Source organism: Cytobacillus solani, from assembly GCF_006704205.1.
Lineage (GTDB): Bacteria > Bacillota > Bacilli > Bacillales > Cytobacillaceae > Cytobacillus > Cytobacillus solani.
This window is the reverse complement of record NZ_CP041305.1, coordinates 5,002,795-5,027,005: the sequence shown is the minus strand read 5'-3', so window position 1 is coordinate 5,027,005 and position 24,211 is coordinate 5,002,795. Positions and strand designations below refer to the sequence as shown.

General features: G+C 39.4%; 24 protein-coding genes and 1 other annotated feature. All 24 genes read left to right on the top strand.

Annotation, left to right across the window (positions count from 1 at the left end; genetic code table 11):
• Positions 1-23 precede the first annotated feature (23 nt).
• On the top strand, positions 24-956 hold the full coding sequence (gene spoIIGA / locus FI644_RS25235; RefSeq protein WP_056684041.1) for a sigma-E processing peptidase SpoIIGA: 933 nt from the start codon (positions 24-26) through the stop codon (positions 954-956).
• 41 nt (positions 957-997) lie between these two features.
• Positions 998-1,717 (top strand): RNA polymerase sporulation sigma factor SigE, encoded by a 720-nt coding sequence (gene sigE / locus FI644_RS25230; protein ID WP_053475585.1) that lies wholly within the window; start codon positions 998-1,000, stop codon positions 1,715-1,717.
• A 181-nt stretch (positions 1,718-1,898) separates the two neighbouring features.
• Entirely contained in the window at positions 1,899-2,678 is a 780-nt protein-coding gene (gene sigG / locus FI644_RS25225; RefSeq protein WP_053475586.1) for an RNA polymerase sporulation sigma factor SigG, read from the top strand.
• A gap of 265 nt (positions 2,679-2,943) precedes the next feature.
• Positions 2,944-3,213, top strand: coding sequence for a YlmC/YmxH family sporulation protein (locus FI644_RS25220; protein ID WP_053475587.1), 270 nt, complete (start codon positions 2,944-2,946; stop codon positions 3,211-3,213).
• Between the two features lie 146 nt (positions 3,214-3,359).
• Positions 3,360-4,178 (top strand): peptidoglycan editing factor PgeF, encoded by an 819-nt coding sequence (gene pgeF / locus FI644_RS25215; protein ID WP_053475588.1) that lies wholly within the window; start codon positions 3,360-3,362, stop codon positions 4,176-4,178.
• Positions 4,179-4,183: 5 nt separating this feature from the next.
• Positions 4,184-4,870 carry a YggS family pyridoxal phosphate-dependent enzyme gene (locus tag FI644_RS25210; protein WP_056684044.1) on the top strand — a complete coding sequence of 229 codons (687 nt, stop codon included), beginning with the start codon at positions 4,184-4,186 and terminating at the stop codon, positions 4,868-4,870.
• Between the two features lie 6 nt (positions 4,871-4,876).
• A complete protein-coding gene (locus FI644_RS25205) occupies positions 4,877-5,320 on the top strand; it encodes a cell division protein SepF (RefSeq protein ID WP_053475590.1) in 444 nt (147 codons plus the stop codon).
• A 6-nt stretch (positions 5,321-5,326) separates the two neighbouring features.
• Positions 5,327-5,590 carry a YggT family protein gene (locus FI644_RS25200; protein ID WP_056684046.1) on the top strand — a complete coding sequence of 88 codons (264 nt, stop codon included), beginning with the start codon at positions 5,327-5,329 and terminating at the stop codon, positions 5,588-5,590.
• A 62-nt stretch (positions 5,591-5,652) separates the two neighbouring features.
• A complete protein-coding gene (locus FI644_RS25195) occupies positions 5,653-6,426 on the top strand; it encodes a YlmH family RNA-binding protein (RefSeq protein WP_053475592.1) in 774 nt (257 codons plus the stop codon).
• 395 nt (positions 6,427-6,821) lie between these two features.
• The gene (locus FI644_RS25190) at positions 6,822-7,337 is read left to right on the top strand and encodes a DivIVA domain-containing protein (RefSeq protein WP_053475593.1); all 516 of its coding nucleotides are present in this window, start codon (positions 6,822-6,824) and stop codon (positions 7,335-7,337) included.
• A 49-nt stretch (positions 7,338-7,386) separates the two neighbouring features.
• Positions 7,387-7,646, top strand: a binding site (T-box leader).
• A gap of 97 nt (positions 7,647-7,743) precedes the next feature.
• Positions 7,744-10,515 (top strand): isoleucine--tRNA ligase, encoded by a 2,772-nt coding sequence (ileS, locus tag FI644_RS25185; protein WP_142108949.1) that lies wholly within the window; start codon positions 7,744-7,746, stop codon positions 10,513-10,515.
• A gap of 149 nt (positions 10,516-10,664) precedes the next feature.
• Entirely contained in the window at positions 10,665-10,952 is a 288-nt protein-coding gene (locus tag FI644_RS25180) for a hypothetical protein (RefSeq protein ID WP_053475595.1), read from the top strand.
• 79 nt (positions 10,953-11,031) lie between these two features.
• The gene (lspA, locus tag FI644_RS25175; protein WP_053475596.1) at positions 11,032-11,526 is read left to right on the top strand and encodes a signal peptidase II; all 495 of its coding nucleotides are present in this window, start codon (positions 11,032-11,034) and stop codon (positions 11,524-11,526) included.
• Entirely contained in the window at positions 11,498-12,409 is a 912-nt protein-coding gene (locus tag FI644_RS25170) for an RluA family pseudouridine synthase (RefSeq protein ID WP_053475597.1), read from the top strand. The genes lspA and FI644_RS25170 overlap by 29 nt, the downstream gene beginning before the upstream one ends.
• 184 nt (positions 12,410-12,593) lie before the next feature.
• Positions 12,594-13,136, top strand: coding sequence for a bifunctional pyr operon transcriptional regulator/uracil phosphoribosyltransferase PyrR (gene pyrR, locus FI644_RS25165; RefSeq protein WP_053475598.1), 543 nt, complete (start codon positions 12,594-12,596; stop codon positions 13,134-13,136).
• A gap of 60 nt (positions 13,137-13,196) precedes the next feature.
• The gene (locus FI644_RS25160) at positions 13,197-14,474 is read left to right on the top strand and encodes a solute carrier family 23 protein (RefSeq protein ID WP_056684056.1); all 1,278 of its coding nucleotides are present in this window, start codon (positions 13,197-13,199) and stop codon (positions 14,472-14,474) included.
• A gap of 163 nt (positions 14,475-14,637) precedes the next feature.
• Positions 14,638-15,576: an aspartate carbamoyltransferase catalytic subunit gene (locus tag FI644_RS25155; RefSeq protein WP_142108948.1), complete on the top strand. Its 939-nt coding sequence runs from the start codon at positions 14,638-14,640 to the stop codon at positions 15,574-15,576.
• On the top strand, positions 15,539-16,825 hold the full coding sequence (pyrC, locus tag FI644_RS25150; RefSeq protein ID WP_142108947.1) for a dihydroorotase: 1,287 nt from the start codon (positions 15,539-15,541) through the stop codon (positions 16,823-16,825). The genes FI644_RS25155 and pyrC overlap by 38 nt, the downstream gene beginning before the upstream one ends.
• On the top strand, positions 16,822-17,907 hold the full coding sequence (locus FI644_RS25145) for a carbamoyl phosphate synthase small subunit (protein WP_142108946.1): 1,086 nt from the start codon (positions 16,822-16,824) through the stop codon (positions 17,905-17,907). Before pyrC ends, FI644_RS25145 begins: the two co-directional genes overlap by 4 nt.
• Positions 17,907-21,119 (top strand): carbamoyl-phosphate synthase large subunit, encoded by a 3,213-nt coding sequence (gene carB / locus FI644_RS25140; RefSeq protein WP_056684061.1) that lies wholly within the window; start codon positions 17,907-17,909, stop codon positions 21,117-21,119. Before FI644_RS25145 ends, carB begins: the two co-directional genes overlap by 1 nt.
• Positions 21,116-21,895, top strand: a complete 780-nt coding sequence (locus FI644_RS25135) for a dihydroorotate dehydrogenase electron transfer subunit (protein WP_053475604.1) — start codon at positions 21,116-21,118, stop codon at positions 21,893-21,895. The genes carB and FI644_RS25135 overlap by 4 nt, the downstream gene beginning before the upstream one ends.
• A complete protein-coding gene (locus FI644_RS25130; RefSeq protein WP_053475605.1) occupies positions 21,892-22,809 on the top strand; it encodes a dihydroorotate dehydrogenase in 918 nt (305 codons plus the stop codon). The genes FI644_RS25135 and FI644_RS25130 overlap by 4 nt, the downstream gene beginning before the upstream one ends.
• Positions 22,802-23,518: an orotidine-5'-phosphate decarboxylase gene (gene pyrF, locus FI644_RS25125; RefSeq protein ID WP_053475606.1), complete on the top strand. Its 717-nt coding sequence runs from the start codon at positions 22,802-22,804 to the stop codon at positions 23,516-23,518. Before FI644_RS25130 ends, pyrF begins: the two co-directional genes overlap by 8 nt.
• Positions 23,515-24,147, top strand: a complete 633-nt coding sequence (pyrE, locus tag FI644_RS25120; RefSeq protein WP_053475607.1) for an orotate phosphoribosyltransferase — start codon at positions 23,515-23,517, stop codon at positions 24,145-24,147. The genes pyrF and pyrE overlap by 4 nt, the downstream gene beginning before the upstream one ends.
• Positions 24,148-24,211 lie beyond the last annotated feature (64 nt).

The following is a 24,211-nucleotide window of genomic DNA, read 5'->3' as shown; positions in this document are numbered from 1 at the left end:
AATAGCAAAAGGGAGGAAGAAGATTGGAGGTTTATTTAGATATAATTTGGGCATTGAATTTCTTATTTGATAGCCTCCTCCTTTATTTAACAGCAATTATATTAAAAAGAGATGTCAGGCTCTGGAGGATTTTTGCAGGGGGATTAGTCGGCTCAATAATTATTCTATTATCGATCACTCCTTTACATTCCTATGCAGGTCATCCGATAACAAAATTGTTTTTTTCATTTGCAATGGTATTGACCTCTTTTGGATATAAAAGAATTCGGTTTTTTATAAGAGGTTTAATGACTTTTTATTTAATGACCTTTTTAATTGGCGGCTCCTTAATAGGTGTCCATTATTTTGTGAAATTTGATTTCAAGCTTTCATCCACTGTTCTATTGGCGAGTGTAAAAGGATTTGGTGATCCGATTAGCTGGCTATTTGTTCTTTTAGGGTTTCCGATTGCCTGGCATTTTTCTAAACGCAATGTGGAGGCCATTGAAATAACAAAAATTCAATATGATTCATTAATTAAGGTGATTGTTCAGATCAATGATGTGTCCTATTCATTTAAAGGCTTGATTGATAGTGGAAATCAGCTCTATGACCCGATTTCAAAAATGCCTGTTATGTTCATTTCTATCAGAGAAAGAGTAACAGATTTTCCAAAGTATCTAGTTGAAATGGCGCAAACCCCTGATAAATTTATTCTTGGAACAGAAGAAATAGCACCTGATTGGGAGAATAGAATGAGGATTATCCCATACAGTGTACTTGGACAAGAGCACCAGTTAATCATAGCGATAAAACCGGATAACATTCTCATCGAAAAAGAAGGGGAGCTACATCATGTGGATAGGGGTTTGGTTTCTTTTTCTACACAGCAGCTATCGCCAGAGGATGCATTTCAGTGTATCGTTCACCCAAAAATGTTAACAAGTACAAGAAGAGCTGAAGCAAAACATGCTTAATGAGTTTATCTATTTATTTTCTATACAGAGGAGGACATACCATGAAAAGGTTAAAGCTTCGCATCTCATACTATTGGTATAAAATTTTAATGAAACTCGGTCTGAAAACAGATGAAGTATTTTACATTGGTGGAAGTGAAGCATTGCCTCCTCCTTTAAGCAAAGAAGAAGAGGAAGTATTATTAGAAAAACTCCCAAATGGTGATAAGGCAGCCAGGTCCATTCTTATCGAAAGAAATTTACGTTTAGTTGTCTATATTGCGAGGAAATTTGAAAACACGGGAATTAATATAGAAGATTTAATAAGTATCGGCACTATTGGATTGATTAAGGCTGTCAATACCTTCAATCCCGAAAAAAAAATAAAGCTTGCTACATATGCATCAAGATGTATTGAAAATGAAATCCTTATGTACCTAAGAAGAAATAATAAAATCCGCTCCGAAGTTTCGTTTGATGAACCTTTAAATATAGATTGGGATGGAAATGAACTTCTGCTATCTGACGTACTTGGAACAGATGAGGATATTATCACGAAGGATTTAGAGGCCAATGTGGATAAAAAGCTGCTATCGAAAGCATTGCATCAGTTATCTGACCGTGAAAAGCAAATAATGGAGCTTCGTTTTGGTCTTGGAACGGGGGAAGAAAAGACACAGAAGGATGTGGCAGATATGCTTGGTATTTCTCAATCTTATATTTCCCGATTGGAAAAAAGAATTATAAAAAGATTAAAGAAGGAGTTTAATAAAATGGTGTAAGCCATTTTATTTTTTTTGGATACAAAAATATTTTTTTAAAAATAAAAAGACTGAAAAACTGCTTATTTTATGATGTTTATTTCAGTTTTCTTATAAATTGTGAAATGAGGCAAGTGCATATTTTTCCTTCTCAAGGAAATACTGTTTTTTGTACAGCAGCTCCTGTGAGGAGGGAAAAGGATTGACTCGAAATAAAGTAGAAATTTGCGGTGTTGATACTTCGAAGCTTCCAGTATTGAAAAACGAAGAAATGAGAGAGCTCTTCAAGCAAATGCATAAGGGGGATATATCCGCGCGGGAAAAACTCGTCAACGGTAATTTACGTCTCGTACTGAGTGTTATTCAGCGTTTTAACAATAGAGGCGAATTTGTTGATGACCTATTCCAGGTCGGCTGTATCGGCCTAATGAAATCTATTGATAATTTTGATTTAGGTCAAAACGTGAAGTTTTCCACTTATGCTGTTCCGATGATTATCGGAGAGATTAGAAGATATTTGCGTGATAATAATCCCATTCGAGTCTCTCGTTCTTTAAGGGATATTGCTTATAAGGCACTACAGGTAAGAGAACGATTAATGAGTAAAACATCCAAGGAGCCGACAGCTGCTGAAATTGCGAAAGAACTTGATGTTCCACATGAGGAAATTGTTTTTGCATTAGATGCAATTCAGGATCCAGTCTCTTTATTTGAGCCTATTTATAATGATGGCGGAGATCCGATATATGTCATGGATCAATTAAGTGATGAAAAAAATAAAGATATCCAGTGGATTGAAGAGATTGCTCTAAAAGAAGGGATGAGGAGATTAAACGATCGGGAAAAAATGATTCTCAGAAAACGTTTTTTCCAAGGGAAAACACAAATGGAGGTTGCTGAGGAAATCGGTATTTCACAAGCACAAGTGTCTAGACTTGAAAAAGCTGCCATAAAACAGATGAATAAAAATATCCAAAGCTAAAGCTGCCTGACTGGCGGCTTTTTTTTGTCTAGCTGCAGCTCCTATCGCCTATCAAACTTCAGGTCCCCTCCCTATGATAAGTCTACATCAATTCGCTATCGCTCACGTGTCTCCTTTATCTCAGTCGAGGCCCCTCCAGTTTGTACGGCGATGATCAAGGTGCTTCCGCTTTTAGTTTTTCCTTAATAAAAATATGTTTGTTAACAATAATTTTGCGTATGTAGTCATATATTTTATATAGAATGAAATACTGGGGGCGCGAGAAATGATTAAAATCTCTGAATTCCAATTGAAAGATGTTGTGAACGTATCAAACGGAAAGAAATTAGGAAATATTGGGGATATAGATATAAATATTCAAACAGGAAAAATAGATGCTGTGATCATTGGGGGGGCAGGGAAGGTATTGGGCTTTTTTGGACGTGACGAAGATATTGTCATTCCTTGGAAAAATATCCTGAAAATTGGAGAAGATGTCATTTTAGTGAGGCATAAAGATTATAATATGTTGAATAATGCTGAGGAAGATGCATAAATATGTCTTTTAAAACTGTGAAGTCAATGATTGTTATGGTAAACTAAAGAAAATATGAACAGCGAAAAGTATCTGATTTACCACTGATAAAGTAGTATTCTGTGGAAGGTACGCTGCGCTAAAAATTGGAAGCCGAGGGTTATTCAATGGAACCATTTATTTTGAAAGATACTCGATATTTTCTAATAAAGGAATGGATGGATCAATTCCCTAATTTAGTTGCGGGATTCACGTCAAAGAATGGCGGCATCAGTAATTCAAATTTCTCTACTTTGAATCTTGGCTTGCATGTGAATGATTCTATCACTAGTGTGAAAGAAAATCGTCAATGTATGGCGGAAGCACTCCGTTTTCCAGTTGAAAACTGGGTTGGAGCAGAACAAACCCATAAGGTAAACATTGAAATGATCGCTATGAAAGATGCGGGAAAAGGCTCCCTATCTTATGAAGAATCCTTCAAGGACACAGACGGTTTTTTTACCTTCAATAAAAACATCCTATTAACACTATGCTTTGCAGATTGTGTCCCTTTATTTTTCATTCATGGAGAAACAGGGGCAATTGGTGTGGCACATGCAGGATGGAAGGGAACTGTAAATGGAATAGCAGAAGAAATGGTGAAATTATACAAAACAAAGGGTATTGGAGCAAAAGAAGTTCAGGTAGTTATCGGCCCTTCAATATGCCGAAATTGTTATATTGTAGATGAGCCTGTGATTACTTTAGTAAAGAACAGGCTAGGGAATATTGAGGAGCATCCATTTAATCATATACAAGAAAACCAATATGAATTAGATTTAAAAGAAGTAAATAAATCGATCCTCTTACAAGCAGGTGTGTTAGAAAAAAACATTCAAGTATCGAATTTTTGTACCAGCTGTCATGAGGAACATTTTTTCTCCCATCGAAGAGACAAGGGGAGTACGGGGAGAATGATGGGTTTTATCGGCTGGAAGGAGGATTAACTGGTTTGAAGGTAGAAGAAAATTTGCAGAAGATTCAAGAAAACATCGAGATGGCTTGTAGGAGGTCTAACAGACATCCTGACGATGTTACAATTATTGCTGTTACTAAATATGTAACAATTGAAAGAGCACAGGAAGCGGTTGAAGCTGGTGTTGTCCATTTAGGAGAAAACCGAGATGAGGGGCTCTTGGCTAAATGGGATGCACTGAGGGACAAGCCAACATGGCATTATATCGGAACCTTACAATCAAGAAAAGTAAAAAATATTATCGATAAAGTCGATTATATTCACTCACTTGATCGAATTTCACTTGCAGAAGAAATAAATAAAAGAGCTGAAAAAGTAACGAATTGCTTTGTTCAAGTAAATGTTTCTGGTGAGGAATCAAAGCAAGGGCTATCTCCTGATGAAGTAAGTGAATTCGTACTGAGCTTAAGTAAGTATGATAAGATACGAATTTGTGGTTTAATGACAATGGCTCCATTTACAGAGGATGAAATGGTGCTGCGTACCTGTTTTCGAAAACTAAATGAATTACAGAGTAAAATTAAAAATTTAAAACTTAAGTATGCACCTTGCGCAGAGCTGTCAATGGGAATGTCAAATGACTATGCGATTGCCATTGAAGAAGGAGCAACAATGGTACGAATAGGCACCGCTTTAGTAGGTGAAGAAGGAGTAGGAGGTTGATAAAAAATGAGTATCAAATCTAAATTTAAAACATTTTTCTTCTTAGATGATGAATATGACTATAAAGAAGAGGAAATCGTCGAAGAAGAATTAGAGCCTGTTAAACAATCACCAAAAGCTCAGCCTGCACAAAAAAATAATATTGTCAGCCTGCAAAGTGTGCAAAAGTCATCCAAAATGGTTCTGGTCGAACCGCGCGTTTATGCGGAAGCACAGGATATTGCTGACCATTTGAAGAATAGACGTGCAGTTGTCGTTAACTTACAAAGAATTGAAAAGGATCAAGCAAAAAGAATTGTTGACTTCCTAAGCGGAACGGTCTATGCAATTGGCGGAGATATTCAAAAAATTGGTACAGATATTTTCCTTTGTACTCCTGATAATATTGAAATTTCCGGTAATATTTCACAAATGATGCAAGAGCAAGATTTCGAAAATACGAGGTGGTAGCACTAAATGGTACTATTATTCAACATTATCGCAACGATTATTAACTATTATTCATGGGCATTAATTATTTATATTCTATTGACATGGTTTCCGGGTGCAAGAGAATCAGTAATTGGTCAATTTTTAGCAAGAATTTGTGAGCCATATTTAGAGCCGTTTAGAAAAATAATTCCTCCACTTGGCATGATTGATATTTCACCAATCGTTGCGATTTTAGTTCTTAAGTTTGCAATAAGCGGATTAGGACAATTATTTGTTTGGATAAGTTAAACGATAAAAGAGGGCTTTACTCGGCCCTCTTTATTTGGGCTTGTAAAGGGGTTTATGAATGAATGACGATATACCAGCATTTCCGTCCGGAAGAAAAGGAGTTTATTGATCAAGTTCTTAACTGGAAGGATGCAGTTGATGCTGCCTATGCACCAAAGCTAACCGATTTTCTTGATCCAAGGGAGCAGGAAATTGTTAGGTCAATCATTGGCAGTCAAACGGAAGTGAAATTTGAACTGTTTGGCGGTACACACTCTTCAGAACGAAAACGTGCAATTATTTATCCAGATTATTTTCAAGTTGAAGAAGAGGATTATCAGATTTGTTTATTTGAAGTTGAGTACCCTAGTAAATTTATTACACTTGAACATCCGCAAGTGCTAGGCAGCTTGATGTCTTTAGGATTAAAAAGGGGCAAGTTCGGAGACATTCTTGTTCATGACGGGAGAATTCAGTTTTTTGTTTCAAAGGATGTGGAGGACTATATAAGCTTGCAATTAGAATCGGTTGGGAAAACATCTGTTAGTTTACGTGCACAGCCACTTGCAAATGCTGTTCAGCCAGAAGAAAATTGGCATGAAGTTTCTGTTACATCTACTTCGTTGAGATTAGACACCGTAATTTCAGCTATTTATCATTTATCAAGGCAAAAATCACAAGGTTTTATCCAGCAAGGTCTGGTAAAATTAAATTGGAGCTTAATCGAAAATCCTGCTTCTGAATGCAAAGAATATGATATGATATCTGTCAGGGGCTATGGACGTTCAAAAATCATCTCTATTGAAGGAAAAACCAAAAAAGACAAATGGAAAATCACTGCGGGGAAGGCAAAGTAATTCTATTACTGGCAATTTGGAATACATTTAAGTATGGCTTGTTTAGATATTTTCATGTATCTTGCCTATTTCAATGATTTGTTGCAATTAGTCATTCTCTAATTGACTCTGCATGCAAATATGTTAGTTGATTGGAGCGGAAGGTGAGAGACTCCTACGGGATGAGTGGGACAGGTGAGACCCCGCAGGCACTAATGTGCCGAGGAGGCTCACCGCCCACCCCGCGGAAAGCGATCAGCCTGAAGCGGAAATCAACCTTTGTATACAACATACTAATTTGTTTCATTTTAGGGAGAATTGCTGTTATAAAAATTATTTTCAATTTGCAGGAATTTGCTGCAAGTTGTCGAATAATAGCTCTATACATAATTGAAGGATTTTGGGAGGTGGCCATGATGCCATTAACACCGTTGGATATTCATAATAAGGAATTCAGCAAAGGATTCCGAGGCTATGATGAAGACGAAGTGAACGAATTTCTTGACCAAGTGATAAAAGACTATGAAATTGTCATTCGGGAGAAAAAGGAATTAGAAGAAAGGCTTAATGATCTTAACGAACGAATTGGCCATTTTACAACGATTGAAGAAACATTAAACAAATCAATTGTCGTGGCTCAAGAAGCAGCAGAAGAAGTAAGAAGAAATGCTCAAAAAGAAGCAAAGCTCATTATTAAGGAAGCTGAAAAAAATGCTGATCGGATTGTAAATGAATCTTTATCAAAGGCAAGAAAGATTGCTCTTGAAATTGAAGAGCTGAAGAAGCAATCAAAGGTGTTCAGGACTCGTTTTAAAATGCTTATTGAAGCACAATTAGATTTACTGAATAATGATGATTGGGATCATCTTCTTGAATACGAGCTTGATGCAACTGAATTAAAATCTGCTCAAGAAGAAGATTCATTGGCTTGACGAATGTTAAATAAATGCATATAATTTTTAAAACAAAGTAAATTAAGAAATATGAACTGTGAGAGGGACAGTACAATATTTATATGCTTTAAGCAGTGCATGAATTTGCCTGTTAGCGATCCGGGGATGGTGAAAGCCCGGTAGAAGCAAAATATTGGAAGATCACCCTTGAGTTCCTTGCTGAACGTTCAAATGAATTATTAAGCATAGGCGATTCATTCGCGTTAAGAATGCTTGAGCGGATAGAAAAGATTGAATTTCTATCTACAAGGGTGGTACCGCGGGAGATAAAACCTTCTCGTCCCTTTTTGGGATGAGAGGGTTTTTTTTATTTACTTTTCAGTAAGTTTTATTGTGAAGAGAAGTGGAAATCATGGAGTAAATGAGCAAAACTGGAGGAATGGACATGGATTACAAAGACACATTATTAATGCCAAAAACTGAATTTCCAATGAGAGGGAATTTACCAAAGCGCGAGCCTGAAATCCAAGCAAAGTGGGAAGTAATGGACATTTACAAGAAGGTACAAGATCATACGAAAGGCCGTCCAATGTTTGTCCTGCATGATGGACCTCCTTATGCAAATGGCGATATCCATATGGGTCATGCATTAAACAAGATTCTTAAGGATATCATCGTGCGTCATAAATCAATGACTGGCTATAATGCACCTTATGTTCCAGGTTGGGATACGCATGGCCTGCCAATCGAGCAAGCCCTAACAAATAAAGGAGTAAAGCGTAAGGAAATGACGATTGCTGAGTTCCGTAAGCTATGTGAAGAGTATGCATATGGACAAATCGACAGCCAGCGTACGCAATTTAAACGTTTAGGTGTGAGAGGAGATTGGGAGAATCCTTATATCACTTTAAAGCCTGAATATGAAGCACAGCAAATTAAAGTTTTCGGAGATATGGCAAAGAAAGGCTACATCTATAAAGGGAAAAAGCCTGTTTACTGGTCTCCTTCATCTGAATCCGCTTTGGCTGAAGCTGAAATTGAATATAAAGATAAACGTTCTCCTTCTATCTATGTTGGATTTAAGGTGGCAGACGGAAAGAATGTTCTTGATGCAGATACGCAAATTGTCATTTGGACAACAACACCTTGGACGATTCCAGCAAACTTAGGAATTTCGGTTCACCCTGAACTTAATTATGTTGTCGTTGAAGAAAAAGACAGCAAGTATCTAGTTGCTGAGGATTTATTATCAGCAGTAACAAAAGAGGTTGAATGGGAAAACCCGCAAGTGGTTAAAACCGTGAAAGGCGCTGAACTTGAACATATCCTTGCCAAACATCCGCTATACGAACGAGATTCACTTGTTATGCTTGGAGAACATGTTACTACAGATGCTGGAACTGGATGTGTTCACACAGCACCAGGACATGGGGAAGATGACTTCTATGTTGGTCAAAAATATGGTCTGGATGTATTATGTCCAGTTGATGATCGCGGGGTAATGACAAAAGAAGCAGTTGGCTTTGAAGGATTATTCTATGATGAAGCAAATAAGCCGATTACTGAAAAGCTTGAGGCTGCAGGTGCTTTATTAAAGCTCACCTTCATTACTCACTCATACCCGCATGATTGGCGAACGAAAAAGCCAGTTATCTTCCGTGCAACAGCTCAATGGTTTGCTTCCATTAAAGATTTCCGCAATGACCTTATGGATGCAGTAAAGGAAACAAAATGGGTGCCTGCTTGGGGAGAAACGAGATTATTTAACATGGTTCGTGACCGTGGCGATTGGTGTATTTCCCGTCAGCGTGCTTGGGGAGTACCAATTCCGGTATTCTATGCTGAAAATGGAGATGCAATTATTACGGATGAGACAATTGATCATGTTTCCAATCTTTTCCGTGAACACGGGTCAAATATTTGGTTTGAGCGTGAGGCAAAAGACTTGCTTCCTGAAGGATTCACACATGCTGGAAGCCCGAACGGCAAGTTTACAAAAGAGACAGATATTATGGATGTATGGTTCGATTCCGGTTCTTCCCATCAAGCTGTACTTTTGGAACGTGATGATCTGCAAAGACCAGCTGACTTATATCTTGAAGGCTCTGATCAATATCGCGGCTGGTTCAATTCTTCCCTTTCAACTGCTGTTGCTGTAACAGGGAAAGCTCCATATAAAGGAGTTTTAAGCCATGGATTTGCTCTTGATGGTGAAGGAAGAAAAATGAGTAAATCGATTGGAAATGTTGTTGTTCCTGCTAAAGTAATGAACCAGCTTGGTGCAGATATTTTAAGACTATGGGTTGCTTCTGTTGATTATCAAGCTGACGTCCGGGTATCTGACCCAATTTTAAAGCAAGTGGCTGAAGTGTACCGGAAAATCCGCAATACATTCCGTTTCTTGCTAGGAAATCTAGATGATTTTGATCCGGCTGTAAATAAGGTGGCTTATGAAAATTTACGTGAAGTGGATCAATTTATGCTTGTTAAGCTGAATAAATTGATTAAAACGGTTCGTGATGCTTATGAAAATTATGAGTTTGCAGGAATTTATCATGCAATTAACAATTTCTGTACACTCGATTTAAGTGCTTTCTACCTTGATTTTGCTAAAGATATTTTATATATTGAGGGAACGGATCATAAGGATCGCCGCGCAATCCAAACAGTTCTTTATGAGAGCTTACTTGCATTAACGAAGTTGGTTGCTCCTATTCTTTCTCATACGGCTGACGAGGTTTGGGGCTTTATTCCATCAGTGAAAGAAGAAAGTGTCCAGTTAACGGATATGCCAGAGTACGAAGAGCTTCCGAAGGCTAAAGCTTTAGAGGAAAAATGGACATCATTCATGAAGCTTCGTAATGACGTCTTAAAGGCATTAGAAGAAGCCCGTAATGAAAAAGTAATCGGCAAGTCGCTTACGGCCAAAATCACGTTGTACGTAAATGACCAAGTAAAAGAATTGCTTGAGTCGATTGATGAGAATTTAGAGCAGCTATTTATTGTTTCCGCTTTTGAACTTGCTGGAAAATTAGAGGATGCTCCTGAAAATGCTGTTAAATTTGAAAATACAGCGATTGTTGTTACAAAGGCTGAAGGTGAAACATGTGAGCGCTGCTGGATTGTTACACCTGAGGTAGGCAAGGTTGAAGAATTCGTTACCTTATGTCCACGTTGTGCAGAAGTCGTACAAAATCACTATAGTCATCTTGTATAATCGTATGAGTCCCTGTTTTTTGCAGGGACTCATTTTTTATAAATAATACCATCTCCGTTAATTGTTGTTCCCCTTGTAAAAACTTTGCCTGTGTCTAAACAAGAATCTTAAGAGATACTAAAGAAAAATCAATGAACGGAGGAACAGACATGGATGCAAAAGTTGAAAAGCTCTATTCCGAACTCCGTAATACTAGACAGGAACTATTGGAAAAATTAATGGATGATCGCAGTTCAAAGCTGATTCGACCATTTATATTGGATGAGTTATATGATGTGGAAAGTACCCTAGAAAGGATTGAAAAAGGGCTTTATGGCAAATGTGAAGTATCAGGTGAATTGCTTCCAGACGACATATTAGCTGCGGTTCCAACCTTAAAAACGCTAGATGATTGTAATCGGCTAGAGAATTATTATCGAAAATCTTTGTACGAATAAGAATAAGCGCTTACTGTCGTTTTTATGCAGAGTGTGCTAAAATGCAAAGGTAAAGATAAGAGATATGGGGGTTGCCTTTGTGTTTTATTACATAATTGCCTTATTTATTATTGCACTTGATCAATTAACGAAATATTTAATTGTCAAAAACATGGAGCTCGGTGAAAGTATAAAAGTAATTGAAGACTTCCTTTATATTACATCCCACAGAAATAGAGGGGCTGCTTGGGGAATTCTTGAAGGACAAATGTGGTTTTTTTATATTATCACTGTCATTGTTATCATTGGAATTGTTTACTACATTCAAAAAGCTGCTAAAGGAAAAATGTTATTTGGAGTATCGTTAGGATTTATGCTAGGGGGAGCGATTGGGAATTTTATTGATCGTGTTTTCCGAAATGAGGTCGTTGATTTTGTAAACACCTATATTTTTGGCTATGACTTCCCTGTCTTTAATATTGCAGACTCTGCATTAGTTATTGGCGTGGCGATGCTAATGATCCAAATGCTTTTAGAAGAGAGAGCGTTAAAAAAGGAGAAAACACATGGAGAAAATGGAACACACCATTCTTGAAGAACAAGCAGGAGAGAGAATTGATAAGGTTCTTTCAACTTTAAACAAAGAATGGTCAAGAACACAAGCGCAAGCATGGATTAAAGAAGGGCATGTTCTTGTTAATGAAGAACAAATAAAAACAAATTATAAATGTTCGTTTAATGATCGAATTGTGATCACGATCCCAGAACCTGAAGAATTAGATGTTGTTCCGGAGAATATGGATTTAGAAATATACTACGAAGATCAGGATGTATTAGTTGTGAATAAACCGAAAGGTATGGTCGTCCATCCTGCTCCTGGTCACTTAACAGGTACATTAGTTAATGGACTAATGGCTCATTGTAAGGATCTTTCAGGAATCAATGGGGTTATGAGACCTGGCATTGTTCACCGTATCGATAAAGACACATCCGGTTTGTTAATGGTGGCAAAGAATGATCTTGCTCACGAAAGTCTCGTTAATCAATTAGTCGAAAAGACTGTGACTAGGAAATATCGTGCCATTGTCCATGGGGTGATTCCTCATGATTATGGAACAATTGAGGCACCAATTGCCCGTGATCAAAAGGATAGGCAAAGTATGGCTGTAACTGATAATGGTAAACATGCAGTCACTCATTTTCATGTGCTTGATCGGTTTACCAATTTTACATTTGTTGAGTGTCAGTTAGAAACTGGAAGAACTCACCAAATTCGTGTCCACATGAAATATATTGGCTACCCGCTAGCAGGCGATCCGAAATACGGTCCAAGAAAGACATTAGATATTGGTGGTCAGGCATTGCATGCAGGTATCTTAGGATTTGTGCATCCTAGATCAGGTGAATACATGGAGTTTGAAGCGCCGCTTCCTCCTGACTTTCAGCAGCTAGTTGACCAGATGAAAAATAATCGTTGACAAGTACCTATGATTACAATAAACTAATTTTAGTTAAATAAGAGTCCTTTAATACAGTCCCGTGAGGCTGAGAAGGAAACGGATATGTGCCTAGGGGATGTTTCCCTTATCTATGCGCTCGTTACCCTCTCGCTGAATCGGTGAGAGGGTTTTTTATATATATAAAGTAAAGGCGGGGTTTTACATGTCGCAAAAAGCAATTGTTCTTGATGAACAAGCAATCCGCAGAGCTTTGACGAGGATTGCCCATGAAATTATTGAAAAAAATAAAGGAATTGAAGGCTGTGTCCTTGTTGGCATTCGTACAAGAGGAATATATTTAGCAAGTCGATTAGCTGAACGAATACAGCAAATAGAAGGGGCGAATGTTCCAGTAGGAGAGCTTGACATTACCCTATACCGTGATGATTTATCAAAGGTGACAGTAGATGAAGAACCTTTAGTAAAGGGTTCAGAAATTCCAATTGATATTACAAATCAAAAGGTCATTCTAGTCGATGACGTCCTTTATACAGGAAGAACGGTTAGGGCAGCACTAGATGCACTTGTTGATATTGGCAGACCATCCTCTGTACAGCTGGCTGTTTTGGTTGATAGAGGACATAGAGAATTGCCGATCAGAGCTGACTATGTTGGTAAAAATATCCCAACCTCAAGTTCAGAAAAAATTGTCGTTGAATTAAACGAAGTTGACGAACATGAGCATGTAAGTATTTTTGAAAACTAGTTGGCAAACCCTTTAAATAATAGCCCAGAGAGGCTAAAAAGGAATCGAGGAGATTGAAATATGAATAAGCCAGTATTAGACATAAATGATTTTCCAAGTAAAACACAGCTCATAACACTAAGCTTTCAGCATATGTTTGCGATGTTTGGCTCAACTATTTTAGTACCACAGTTAGTTGGTTTAAGTCCTGCTATCGCACTCTTAACAAGCGGGATTGCAACAATTATCTTTTTATTCATTACTCAATTTAAAGTGCCAGCGTACTTAGGCTCATCATTTGCCTTTATCACTCCCATACTAATTGCTACAAATTTTGGGGAGAATCCTGGGAACGCAATGATCGGAGCAATGGCTGTCGGTATTACCTACTCGCTTGTTTCACTGGTTATTTGGAAAGCTGGCTATAAATGGCTGATGCGGCTTTTGCCGCCGATTGTTGTTGGACCAGTCATTATGGTTATTGGGCTAGCGTTATCAGGCACAGCTGTAGATATGGCGATGAATGTAAATGATGAATACAGTTTTCTACACTTTACAGCAGCACTTGTCACATTATTTGCGGCCATTGTCTTTACCGTTTACTTCAAAAATATTTTAAGTGCGATGCCAATTTTACTTGGCTTAATTATCGGATATATATACTCTGCTATCATAGGAATTATCGATTTTACAGCGGTAAAAGAAGCAAAATGGTTTGCGATGCCTGATTTCTTATTGCCAGGTATACATTATGAATTTAATATTACCTCTTCCATATTACTTGCGATGGTGCCAATTGTGCTCGTTACGATTTCGGAGCATATTGGTCATCAATTAGTACTAGGAAAAGTAGTGAATCGTAATTACATTAAAGATCCTGGCTTACATCGTTCAATTTTCGCAGACGGTCTGGGTACATTTGTCAGTGCGCTACTTGGTGGACCGCCAAAAACGACGTATGGTGAAAACATTGGTGTACTCGCAATCACACGAGTCTACTCAGTCTATGTCATTTTTGGAGCGGCTGTACTGGCGATTTTGTTCGCGTTTTTCGGTAAAGCAATGGCTTTAATACAAACGATTCCCACAGCAGTGCTTGGAGGAATTTCAATTTTATTATTCGGGATCATCGCGTCCAGCGGCTTGCGGATGCTTGTTGAAAATAAGATTGATTTTGGCAAGAATAGGAATCTAGTAATCTCGTCAGTAATCCTCGTAATTGGAATCGGCGGAGCAGCATTAAGATTCTCTGAAACCTTTGCGATTGAAGGAATGGCACTTGCTGCAATAGTTGGTGTAATTCTGAATCTTATTTTACCAGGAAGAGAAATCGTTCAAGATGAGGATGAAATAAATTAATAAGGTACCTTTTAAAGAAGTCCAGAGAGGCTTATAAGGGTGTTAAGTTTTAGCTATGGCATTAAGAACATGCATGCTTCTTTAGCCATAGCTATGCTTCAAAGTATCAACACCCTGAATATATTCAGGGTGTTTTTTTATAGAAACAATAGGAGGGATATGCTTGAAACACTTACTTCAGACATCAGATTTAACGATTAATGATATTTCTCAAATCCTCTCAGATGCGCAATATTTTATAGATGGCGGGAACTGGTCGCCTAAAAAGAATGTTTTTATTGCCAATTTATTTTTCGAAAATAGTACTAGGACAAAATGCAGCTTTGAAGTAGCACAGAGAAAGCTTGGCTTAGATATTATCCCTTTTGAAGTAGGCACATCAAGTGTTTCAAAGGGTGAAACATTATATGACACGGTTAAAACACTTGAGGCTATTGGAATAGATGCAGTTGTGATTCGCCATAATCAAGATCGGTATTTTGATGAGCTTGTTGGGAAATCAGATGTTTCAATCATTAATGCTGGTGATGGGTGCGGTCATCATCCAACACAATCACTTCTTGACTTATTAACCATTAAGCAGGAGTTCGGCAGCTTTAAGGGACTTAAGGTTGCTATTATTGGTGATATCAGACATAGCCGTGTAGCAAGGTCAAATGCAGATACGTTAGTTCGTTTAGGAGCAGAGGTTGTTTTCTCCGGCCCAGTGGAATGGTTTAATGACGAACTTCTTGAAAATGGATCGTACGAAGATATTGATTCAACTGTAGAAACGGCAGATGTAGTTATGCTGCTGCGTATCCAGCATGAGCGCCATGGAGAAAAGGGAATGAAAGCTGCGGATGATTATCATCAAGCCTTTGGACTGACGATAGAAAGAGAAAGAAGAATGAAGTCAGGAAGCATCATCATGCATCCGGCGCCAGTGAATCGAAATGTGGAAATTGATGATAGCCTAGTAGAATGCAAACGTTCGAGAATCTTTAAACAAATGACAAATGGTGTGTACATCAGAATGGCTGTGTTAAAAAGGACAATCGAACAAATGGAAGGGAGCGGTCAAAATGAAGACATTAATAAAAAATGGTCAGTTGCTAACTAATGAAGGGGAATTTAAACTTGCAGATATTTTTATAGATTCCGGGATGATCATCGAAATAGGAGAAGCTCTTAAAAGGGAAGCGGAAGAAATTATCGATGCAAATGGCCTGCTGGTTACACCTGGTTTTCTCGATCTTCATATCCATTTACGTGAGCCAGGCGGTGAAAAGAAAGAGACGATTGCAACCGGAACAGCAGCTGCTGCAAGGGGAGGATTCACAACCGTAGCTGCAATGCCGAATACAAGACCTGTCCCGGATACAAAGGAACAATTAGCATGGCTGAATAAACGGATTGAAGAAACGGCATCAGTAAATGTGCTTCCTTATGCATCAATCACCATCCGTGAGCTTGGTGAGAAGTTAACGGATTTTCAAGCTTTGAAAGAAGCTGGTGCCTTTGCTTTCACCGATGATGGGGTAGGTGTTCAATCTGCTGAGATGATGCTGCAAGCGATGAAGAAGGCGGCTGAAATTGATATGGCAATCGTCGCTCACTGTGAAGAAAATACTTTGATTAATAAGGGATCCGTTCATGAAGGTGCTTTTTCAGAAAAGAATGGATTAAACGGCATTCCATCTGTTTGTGAATCAGTTCATATTGCCAGGGATGTGCTTTTAGCAGAGGCAGCGAATTGCCATTATCATGTCTGTCATATTAGCACGAAGGAATCGGTAAGAGTGGTAAGAGATGCGAAGCGTGCTGGAATTAAAGTAACGGCTGAAGTAACACCACATCATCTTCTTTTATGTGAGGAAGATATCCCGAGTCTTGATGCGAATTATAAGATGAATCCTCCACTTAGAGGAGAAGCAGATAGAGATGCCTTAATTGAAGGGATTTTAGATGGAACAATTGATTTTATAGCAACAGATCATGCACCACATACAGCAGAGGAGAAAGCAGAAGGAATGCAACTTGCACCTTTTGGAATTGTTGGATTAGAAACAGCCTTCCCACTTCTTTATACACATTTTGTTGAAAAAGGAATGTTTACATTAAAGCAGCTAATCGACTTTCTTACAGTTAAGCCTGCTGAAGTTTTTAAACTGGCATCTGGCAAGCTTGAGATCGGTGCAAAAGCAGATATCGTTTTATTGGACTTGAACCACACGGAGAAAATTAACCCGGAACAATTTTTATCAAAAGGAAAAAATACGCCGTTTGCCGGCTGGGAATGTAGGGGCTGGCCAGTGCTGACAATGGTAAATGGAAAAATTGCATGGAGCAAGGGGAGTGTAACAGCATGAGAAAACAGCTAATTTTAGAAGATGGCACTATTTTTATCGGGGATGGCTTTGGCAGTAATACAAACACAATGGGGGAAGTTGTTTTCAATACTGGTATGACAGGCTATCAGGAAATTATTTCAGATCCTTCGTATTGCGGTCAAATCGTGACCCTTACATTTCCTCTCGTCGGAAACTATGGAATAAACCGAGATGATTTTGAATCGATATCTCCAGCCATTCAAGGCTTTATCGTCAAGGAAGCCGCTGAGTTTCCATCCAACTGGAGAAATGAAAAAACAATTGATGAATATTTTCAAATCAAAAATATCCCAGGCATAGCAGGAATTGATACACGTAAATTAACAAGGATTATCCGTCAGCATGGAACTTTAAAGGGAGCGATTTGCGGGATTGAGGAAGATGCTGCTTCCGTTCTGGAAAGATTGCGTACGACAAATCTTCGAAATGATCAAGTAAAACAGGTCTCTACAAAAACACCATATCCAAGCCCAGGTCGTGGGAGAAGAGTCGTTCTTGTCGATTTTGGCATGAAGCACGGGATTTTACGAGAGTTAAATAAACGTGACTGTGATGTGATCGTAGTTCCTTATAATACGACAGCAGAGGAAATTCTTAACCTAAGCCCAGATGGTGTGATGCTTTCAAATGGACCCGGGGATCCAAAAGATGTGCCTGAAGCAATTACAATGATTAATGGATTACTGGGTCAAGTGCCTTTGTTTGGCATCTGTCTTGGCCATCAGCTGTTTGCACTTGCCTGCGGAGCAAATACGGAGAAAATGAAATTTGGCCATCGCGGGTCCAATCACCCAGTAAAAGAATTATCAACAGGTAAAGTTGCCATCACTTCACAAAACCATGGCTACACGGTTGAAGAACATTCAATTTTAAATACAAGATTAGAGGTTACACATATAGCATTAAATGACGGTACTGTTGAAGGGTTAAAGCATAAAGATTATCCAGCATTTACCGTCCAATACCACCCAGAAGCTTCTCCTGGACCTGAAGATGCCAACGGTTTATTTGAACAATTTTTGACAATGGTCGAATTTGAGAAACAGGAAGGTGCGAACTAATGCCAAAGCGTACAGATATAAAAAGCATACTAGTAATTGGATCAGGACCCATCGTCATCGGTCAGGCAGCAGAGTTTGATTATGCTGGAACACAGGCATGCATCGCCCTGAAGGAAGAAGGGTACAGAGTCATCCTAATCAATTCAAATCCAGCGACAATCATGACAGATACAGAAATTGCTGATGCTGTCTATATCGAGCCGCTTACATTAGAATTTGTTAGCCGAATTATTCGCAAGGAACGTCCGGATGCACTTGTCCCAACACTTGGAGGACAAACAGGACTAAATCTTGCAGTAGAACTAGCTAAATCAGGGGTTCTTGAAGAATGTGGAGTAGAAATTCTTGGCACAAAGCTTTCAGCAATTGAACAGGCGGAAGATCGTGACCTTTTCAGAAATCTGATGAATGAGCTTGGCGAGCCTGTACCTGAAAGTGAAATCATCCATACATTAGAGGAAGCCTATGAATTTGTAAATATAATCGGTTATCCTGTTATCGTTCGTCCAGCATTCACTCTTGGTGGTACAGGCGGAGGAATCTGCCACGATGAATCGGAGCTTATTGAGTTTGTTAAAAGTGGTTTGAAAAATAGCCCTGTGACACAATGTCTATTAGAAAAGAGCATTGCCGGATTTAAAGAAATTGAATACGAGGTTATGAGAGACTCAGGTGATCATGCCATTGTTGTTTGTAACATGGAAAACATTGATCCAGTCGGCGTCCATACGGGAGATTCGATTGTTGTCGCACCTAGCCAAACACTAAGTGACCGTGAGTATCAATTATTAAGAAATGTTTCATTAAAAATTATTCGCGCGTTAGGAATCGAAGGGGGCTGTAATGTTCAGCTAGCACTCGATCCGTACAGCTTCAACTACTATATTATTGAAGTGAACCCAAGAGTTAGCCGTTCATCTGCATTGGCATCAAAAGCAACTGGATACCCAATCGCTAAGCTTGCTGCAAAAATCGCAGTTGGCTTAACGTTAGATGAAATGATGAACCCAGTTACTGGTAAAACATATGCAAGCTTCGAGCCAGCACTTGATTACATTGTCACGAAAATTCCACGCTGGCCGTTTGATAAATTTGAATCAGCGAATCGTTCATTAGGAACACAAATGAAGGCAACAGGCGAAGTAATGGCCATCGGCCGCACTTTTGAGGAATCCTTATTAAAAGCTGTGCGTTCGCTAGAAGCAAATGTGTTTCATTTAACGCTTAATGAGGCAGATACGATTGACAATAATTTAATGGAAAAAAGAATCCGCAATGCTGGGGATGAACGACTATTCTATATTGGGGAAGCACTCAGAAGAGGTGTTACAATTGAAACGATTCATGAATGGAGCCAAATCGACCTTTTCTTCCTTCATAAAATGGAAAAAATCGTATCTTTTGAAAAAGAGCTTGCTGCTAGTCGATTTGAAAAAGAAATAGGCAAGAAAGCGAAGGAAATGGGCTTTGCCGACTGTACCATCGCTAATGCCTGGAATACGACTGAATTAGGGGTTTATACTTGGAGAACTGAAAATGGCATCGTGCCTGTTTACAAGATGGTTGACACTTGTGCTGCCGAATTTGAATCGGAAACTCCGTATTACTATGGCACATATGAGGAAGAAAATGAATCAGCAGTGACTGACAGGCAGAGTGTCGTTGTTCTTGGTTCAGGTCCGATCCGCATCGGCCAAGGGGTTGAGTTTGACTATGCAACTGTACACTCCGTTTGGGCGATTAAAGAAGCGGGCTATGAAGCAATTATCATCAATAACAATCCGGAAACAGTTTCAACTGATTTCAGCATTTCCGATAAGCTTTACTTTGAACCGCTGACGATTGAAGATGTCATGCACATCATTGACCTAGAAAAGCCAGAAGGGGTTGTCGTCCAATTTGGCGGACAAACGGCAATTAATCTCGCTGCTAGTTTAGTAGAAAGAGGTGTGAAAATTCTTGGGACATCTCTAGAAGACCTTGATCGTGCGGAAGATAGGGATAAATTCGAACAGGCATTATCTGAACTTTGTATCCCGCAGCCAAAAGGAAAAACAGCACTCTCTGTTGAAGAGGCAGTCATAATTGCGAATGGAATTGGCTATCCCGTTCTTGTGCGCCCATCCTATGTTCTTGGCGGACGGGCAATGGAAATTGTTTATAAAGAAGAAGAGCTTCTTCACTACATGAAAAATGCGGTGAAGATTAATCCTGAGCATCCGGTTTTAATAGACCGGTATCTAACAGGGAAAGAAATTGAAGTGGATGCAATCTCAGATGGAGAAACTGTCGTGATCCCTGGAATTATGGAGCATATCGAGCGTGCCGGTGTTCACTCTGGTGACTCCATTGCAGTCTATCCACCACAGAGTATATCTGCTGAAGTAAAAGATAAGCTTGTTGATTATACAGAAAAGCTTGCAAAGGGACTTGGGATCATTGGATTATTAAACATCCAGTACATTGTTGCAAATGAAGAAGTGTTTGTGATTGAAGTAAATCCAAGATCGAGCCGTACCGTACCTTTCTTAAGCAAAATTACCAATGTGCCGATGGCGAACATCGCAACAAAGGTGATTTTAGGCCAATCACTAAAGGAACAGGGCTACCAATCGGGTCTTGTACAAGAAAAAAACGGTGTTTATGTAAAGGTGCCAGTCTTCTCATTTGCTAAATTGAGAAGGGTTGACATTACTCTTGGACCAGAAATGAAATCAACTGGAGAAGTAATGGGAAAAGATTCTACCCTTGAAAAGGCATTGTATAAAGGGTTAGTGGCCTCAGGGATGAAGATTCATCCGTTCGGTTCGGTTCTTATGACTGTTGCTGATAAGGACAAGGAGGAATCACTCCAGCTTGCCAAACGCTTTGCTTCTATTGGTTATCGCTTAATGGCTACAAGCGGAACAGCGCAATTGCTGCAAGCAGAAGGTGTTACAGTCGAAGTCGTTGATAAAATCGGATCAGACGGTCCTAACTTACTAGATGTAATTCGAAATGGCAAAGCACAAATTGTTATCAACACGTTAACTAAAGGGAAACAGCCGGAAAGAGACGGCTTCCGCATTCGTCGTGAAGCTGTAGAGAATGGTGTACCTTGCCTTACATCGCTTGATACAGCGGATGCGATTCTAAAAGTAATCGAATCCATGAACTTTTCAGCAGATGCAATGGAAAAGCCAGTTGATATACAGGAGGCGGTCTTCGCGTGATCAAAAAAGAATTATGCCAAATCGTCTCTCAAGCAGAAATAGCCGAACATATTTTCATGCTCACCCTCCAAGGTGAGCTTGTCCGCGAAATGAATGAGCCCGGACAATTTGTGCATTTGAAAATAGCCCAACATTTTGAACCGCTTCTTAGAAGGCCAATCAGTATTTCTGACATTCAGAAGGATAAAAATCAATTTACAATGATTTATCGTGCAGAGGGCAGAGGAACAGCTTTACTGTCTGAGAAAAAGCCGGGGGATGTCGTTGATGTACTTGGTCCTCTAGGAAATGGATTTCCCATACATGAAGCGAAACCGGGAGAAACCGCTCTACTCGTCGGGGGAGGAATTGGTATTCCACCTTTATTTGAATTATCTAAACAGCTTGTAAAGCAGGGCGTAAATGTCATCCATGTTCTTGGATTTCAATCAGCAAATGTTGTTTTTTATGAAGATGAATTTACTAAACTTGGGGAGACATATGTAGCGACTGTTGATGGCAGCTATGGCACGAAAGGGTTTGTCACTAACATCATCGAAGATCGGAAGCTTACATTTGATGTCCTCTATTCATGCGGCCCGACACCGATGCTTAAGGCACTTGAAAATAATTATTTGGATAAGAAGGTCTATCTTTCCTTGGAAGAACGAATGGGCTGCGGGATTGGAGCCTGCTTTGCTTGTGTATGCCACACCGGTGATGATCCAACAGGCTACACATATAAAAAGGTTTGCAGCGACGGACCTGTTTTTAAAGCTGGGGAGGTACTTCTATGAAATCATTACAAATAAGCTTGCCCGGACTAGATATGAAAAATCCAATCATGCCAGCATCTGGCTGCTTCGGTTTTGGCCGTGAATTCAGCCAGCTTTTTGATCTAAGCCAACTTGGTGCGATTATGATTAAAGCAACAACCTATGAACCTCGTTTTGGCAATCCGACCCCTCGAGTGGCTGAAACCACTGCAGGAATGCTAAATGCCATCGGGCTGCAAAATCCTGGACTTGAAAAAGTAATGAATGAAGAGCTGCCTTGGCTAGATCAATTTGATGTTCCGATTATTGCCAATGTCGCAGGCTCACAAGAGGAAGATTATATTGCAGTTGCGAAAGAAATTTCCAAAGCGTCGAATGTGCATGCCCTAGAATTAAATATTTCCTGCCCGAATGTCAAAATAGGCGGGATTGCTTTCGGAACCATACCAGAAGTGGCAAAGGATTTAACAAAGAAAGTCAAGGAAGTATCTGAAGTCCCTATTTATGTGAAGCTATCGCCCAACGTGACAAATATTGTCGAAATGGCAAAAGCAGTGGAAGATGGCGGAGCAGATGGATTAACGATGATTAATACGCTAGTTGGCATGAGAATTGATTTGAAGTCTGGGAAACCAATTTTAGCAAACAAAACAGGAGGACTTTCAGGACCAGCAATTAAGCCTGTTGCGATCCGAATGATTCATGAGGTAAGCCAGAACGTATCCTTGCCGATTATTGGCATGGGGGGCGTTCAATCTGCTGAAGATGTGATTGAATATTATTACGCAGGGGCAAGTGCGGTTGCTGTAGGTACTGCAAACTTTGTGGATCCATTCGTCTGTCCGACGATCATTGAAGAATTACCGGAATTAGTGAGAAGACTTGGCTTTGACCATATTTCTGAATGTACGGGAAGGAGCTGGAAAAATGGATAAATCACTTATTATCGCGCTTGATTTTGCAGGTAAACAGGAGGTCAATCAGTTTTTAAATCACTTTAATGATGAAAAGCTTTTTTTGAAGGTAGGAATGGAGCTTTTCTTTCAGGAGGGGCCAAGTATTATTTATGACTTGAAAGAAAAAGGGCATGATATTTTTCTAGATTTAAAGCTTCATGACATCCCGAATACGGTAAAAGGAGCGATGAAGGGGCTTGCCCGTCTTGGATGCAATCTTGTCAATGTTCATGCAGCAGGCGGAAAAGAGATGATGAGTGCAGCACTTGAAGGATTGGAGGCTGGAACGCCAGCTGGGCAGAGTAGACCTGCTTGTATTTCTGTGACTCAATTAACGAGTACTTCAGAAGAGCAAATGCGTGAGGAACAGCTTGTTCAAGTCCCTTTGGAGGAATCAGTCCTTCATTATGCAGCTTTAACGAAAAAAGCGGGTCTTGACGGGGTTGTTTGCTCTACTTTCGAGGCTAAATCTATACGACAAATACTGGGTCAGTCCTTTTTGACTGTAGCTCCGGGGATTCGTTTGCAATCAGATGATGTTCAGGATCAAAAGCGAGTAGCCACTCCTGCTTATGCAAAATCTGAAGGTGCTTCAGCAATTGTTGTCGGACGCCCAATCACAAAATCAGTTAACCCGCTGGAAAAATACATTGAATTCAAACAATCATGGGAGGGTGTTCACCAATGAAACAACAAATTGCCGAACGTTTACTAGAAATCAAAGCTGTTGCGTTACAGCCTAATGAACCTTTTACATGGTCATCTGGTATAAGGTCTCCTATTTACTGCGATAATCGGTTAACACTTTCCTATCCTGCTGTTCGAAAGGAGATTGCAAATGGATTGAAGGAAACCATTTTGGCGAAGTTCCCTAGAGCCGAAATAATCGCAGGAACAGCAACTGCAGGAATCCCTCATGCTGCATGGGTCAGCGACTTAATGGATTTGCCAATGTGCTACGTACGTTCCAAGCCAAAGGGACACGGACAAGGAAACCAAATAGAGGGAAAAACAGAACCTGGACAAAAGGTTGTTGTCGTAGAAGATTTAATTTCTACAGGTGGGAGTGTCATAACAGCAGTAGAAGCACTGCGCCAAGCAGGTTGTGAAGTCCTGGGTGTTGTCGCTATCTTTACTTACCAGTTGAAAAAAGGGAAAGAATTGCTTGAGGAAGCGAATATTTCAACGTTCACATTGACTGATTTTGAAACCCTATCGGAAATTGCAAAACAAAAAGGCTATATACAGGCAGAGGATATGGAAAAGCTTTCAGAATGGCGGAAAAACCCTGCAGAATGGGGAACAGTGAATCAATAATTTGTCTCATTGTAATTCTATAGTTTATATTTTGTTCTTTAAAAAAAATGAATGGGACGAGGTG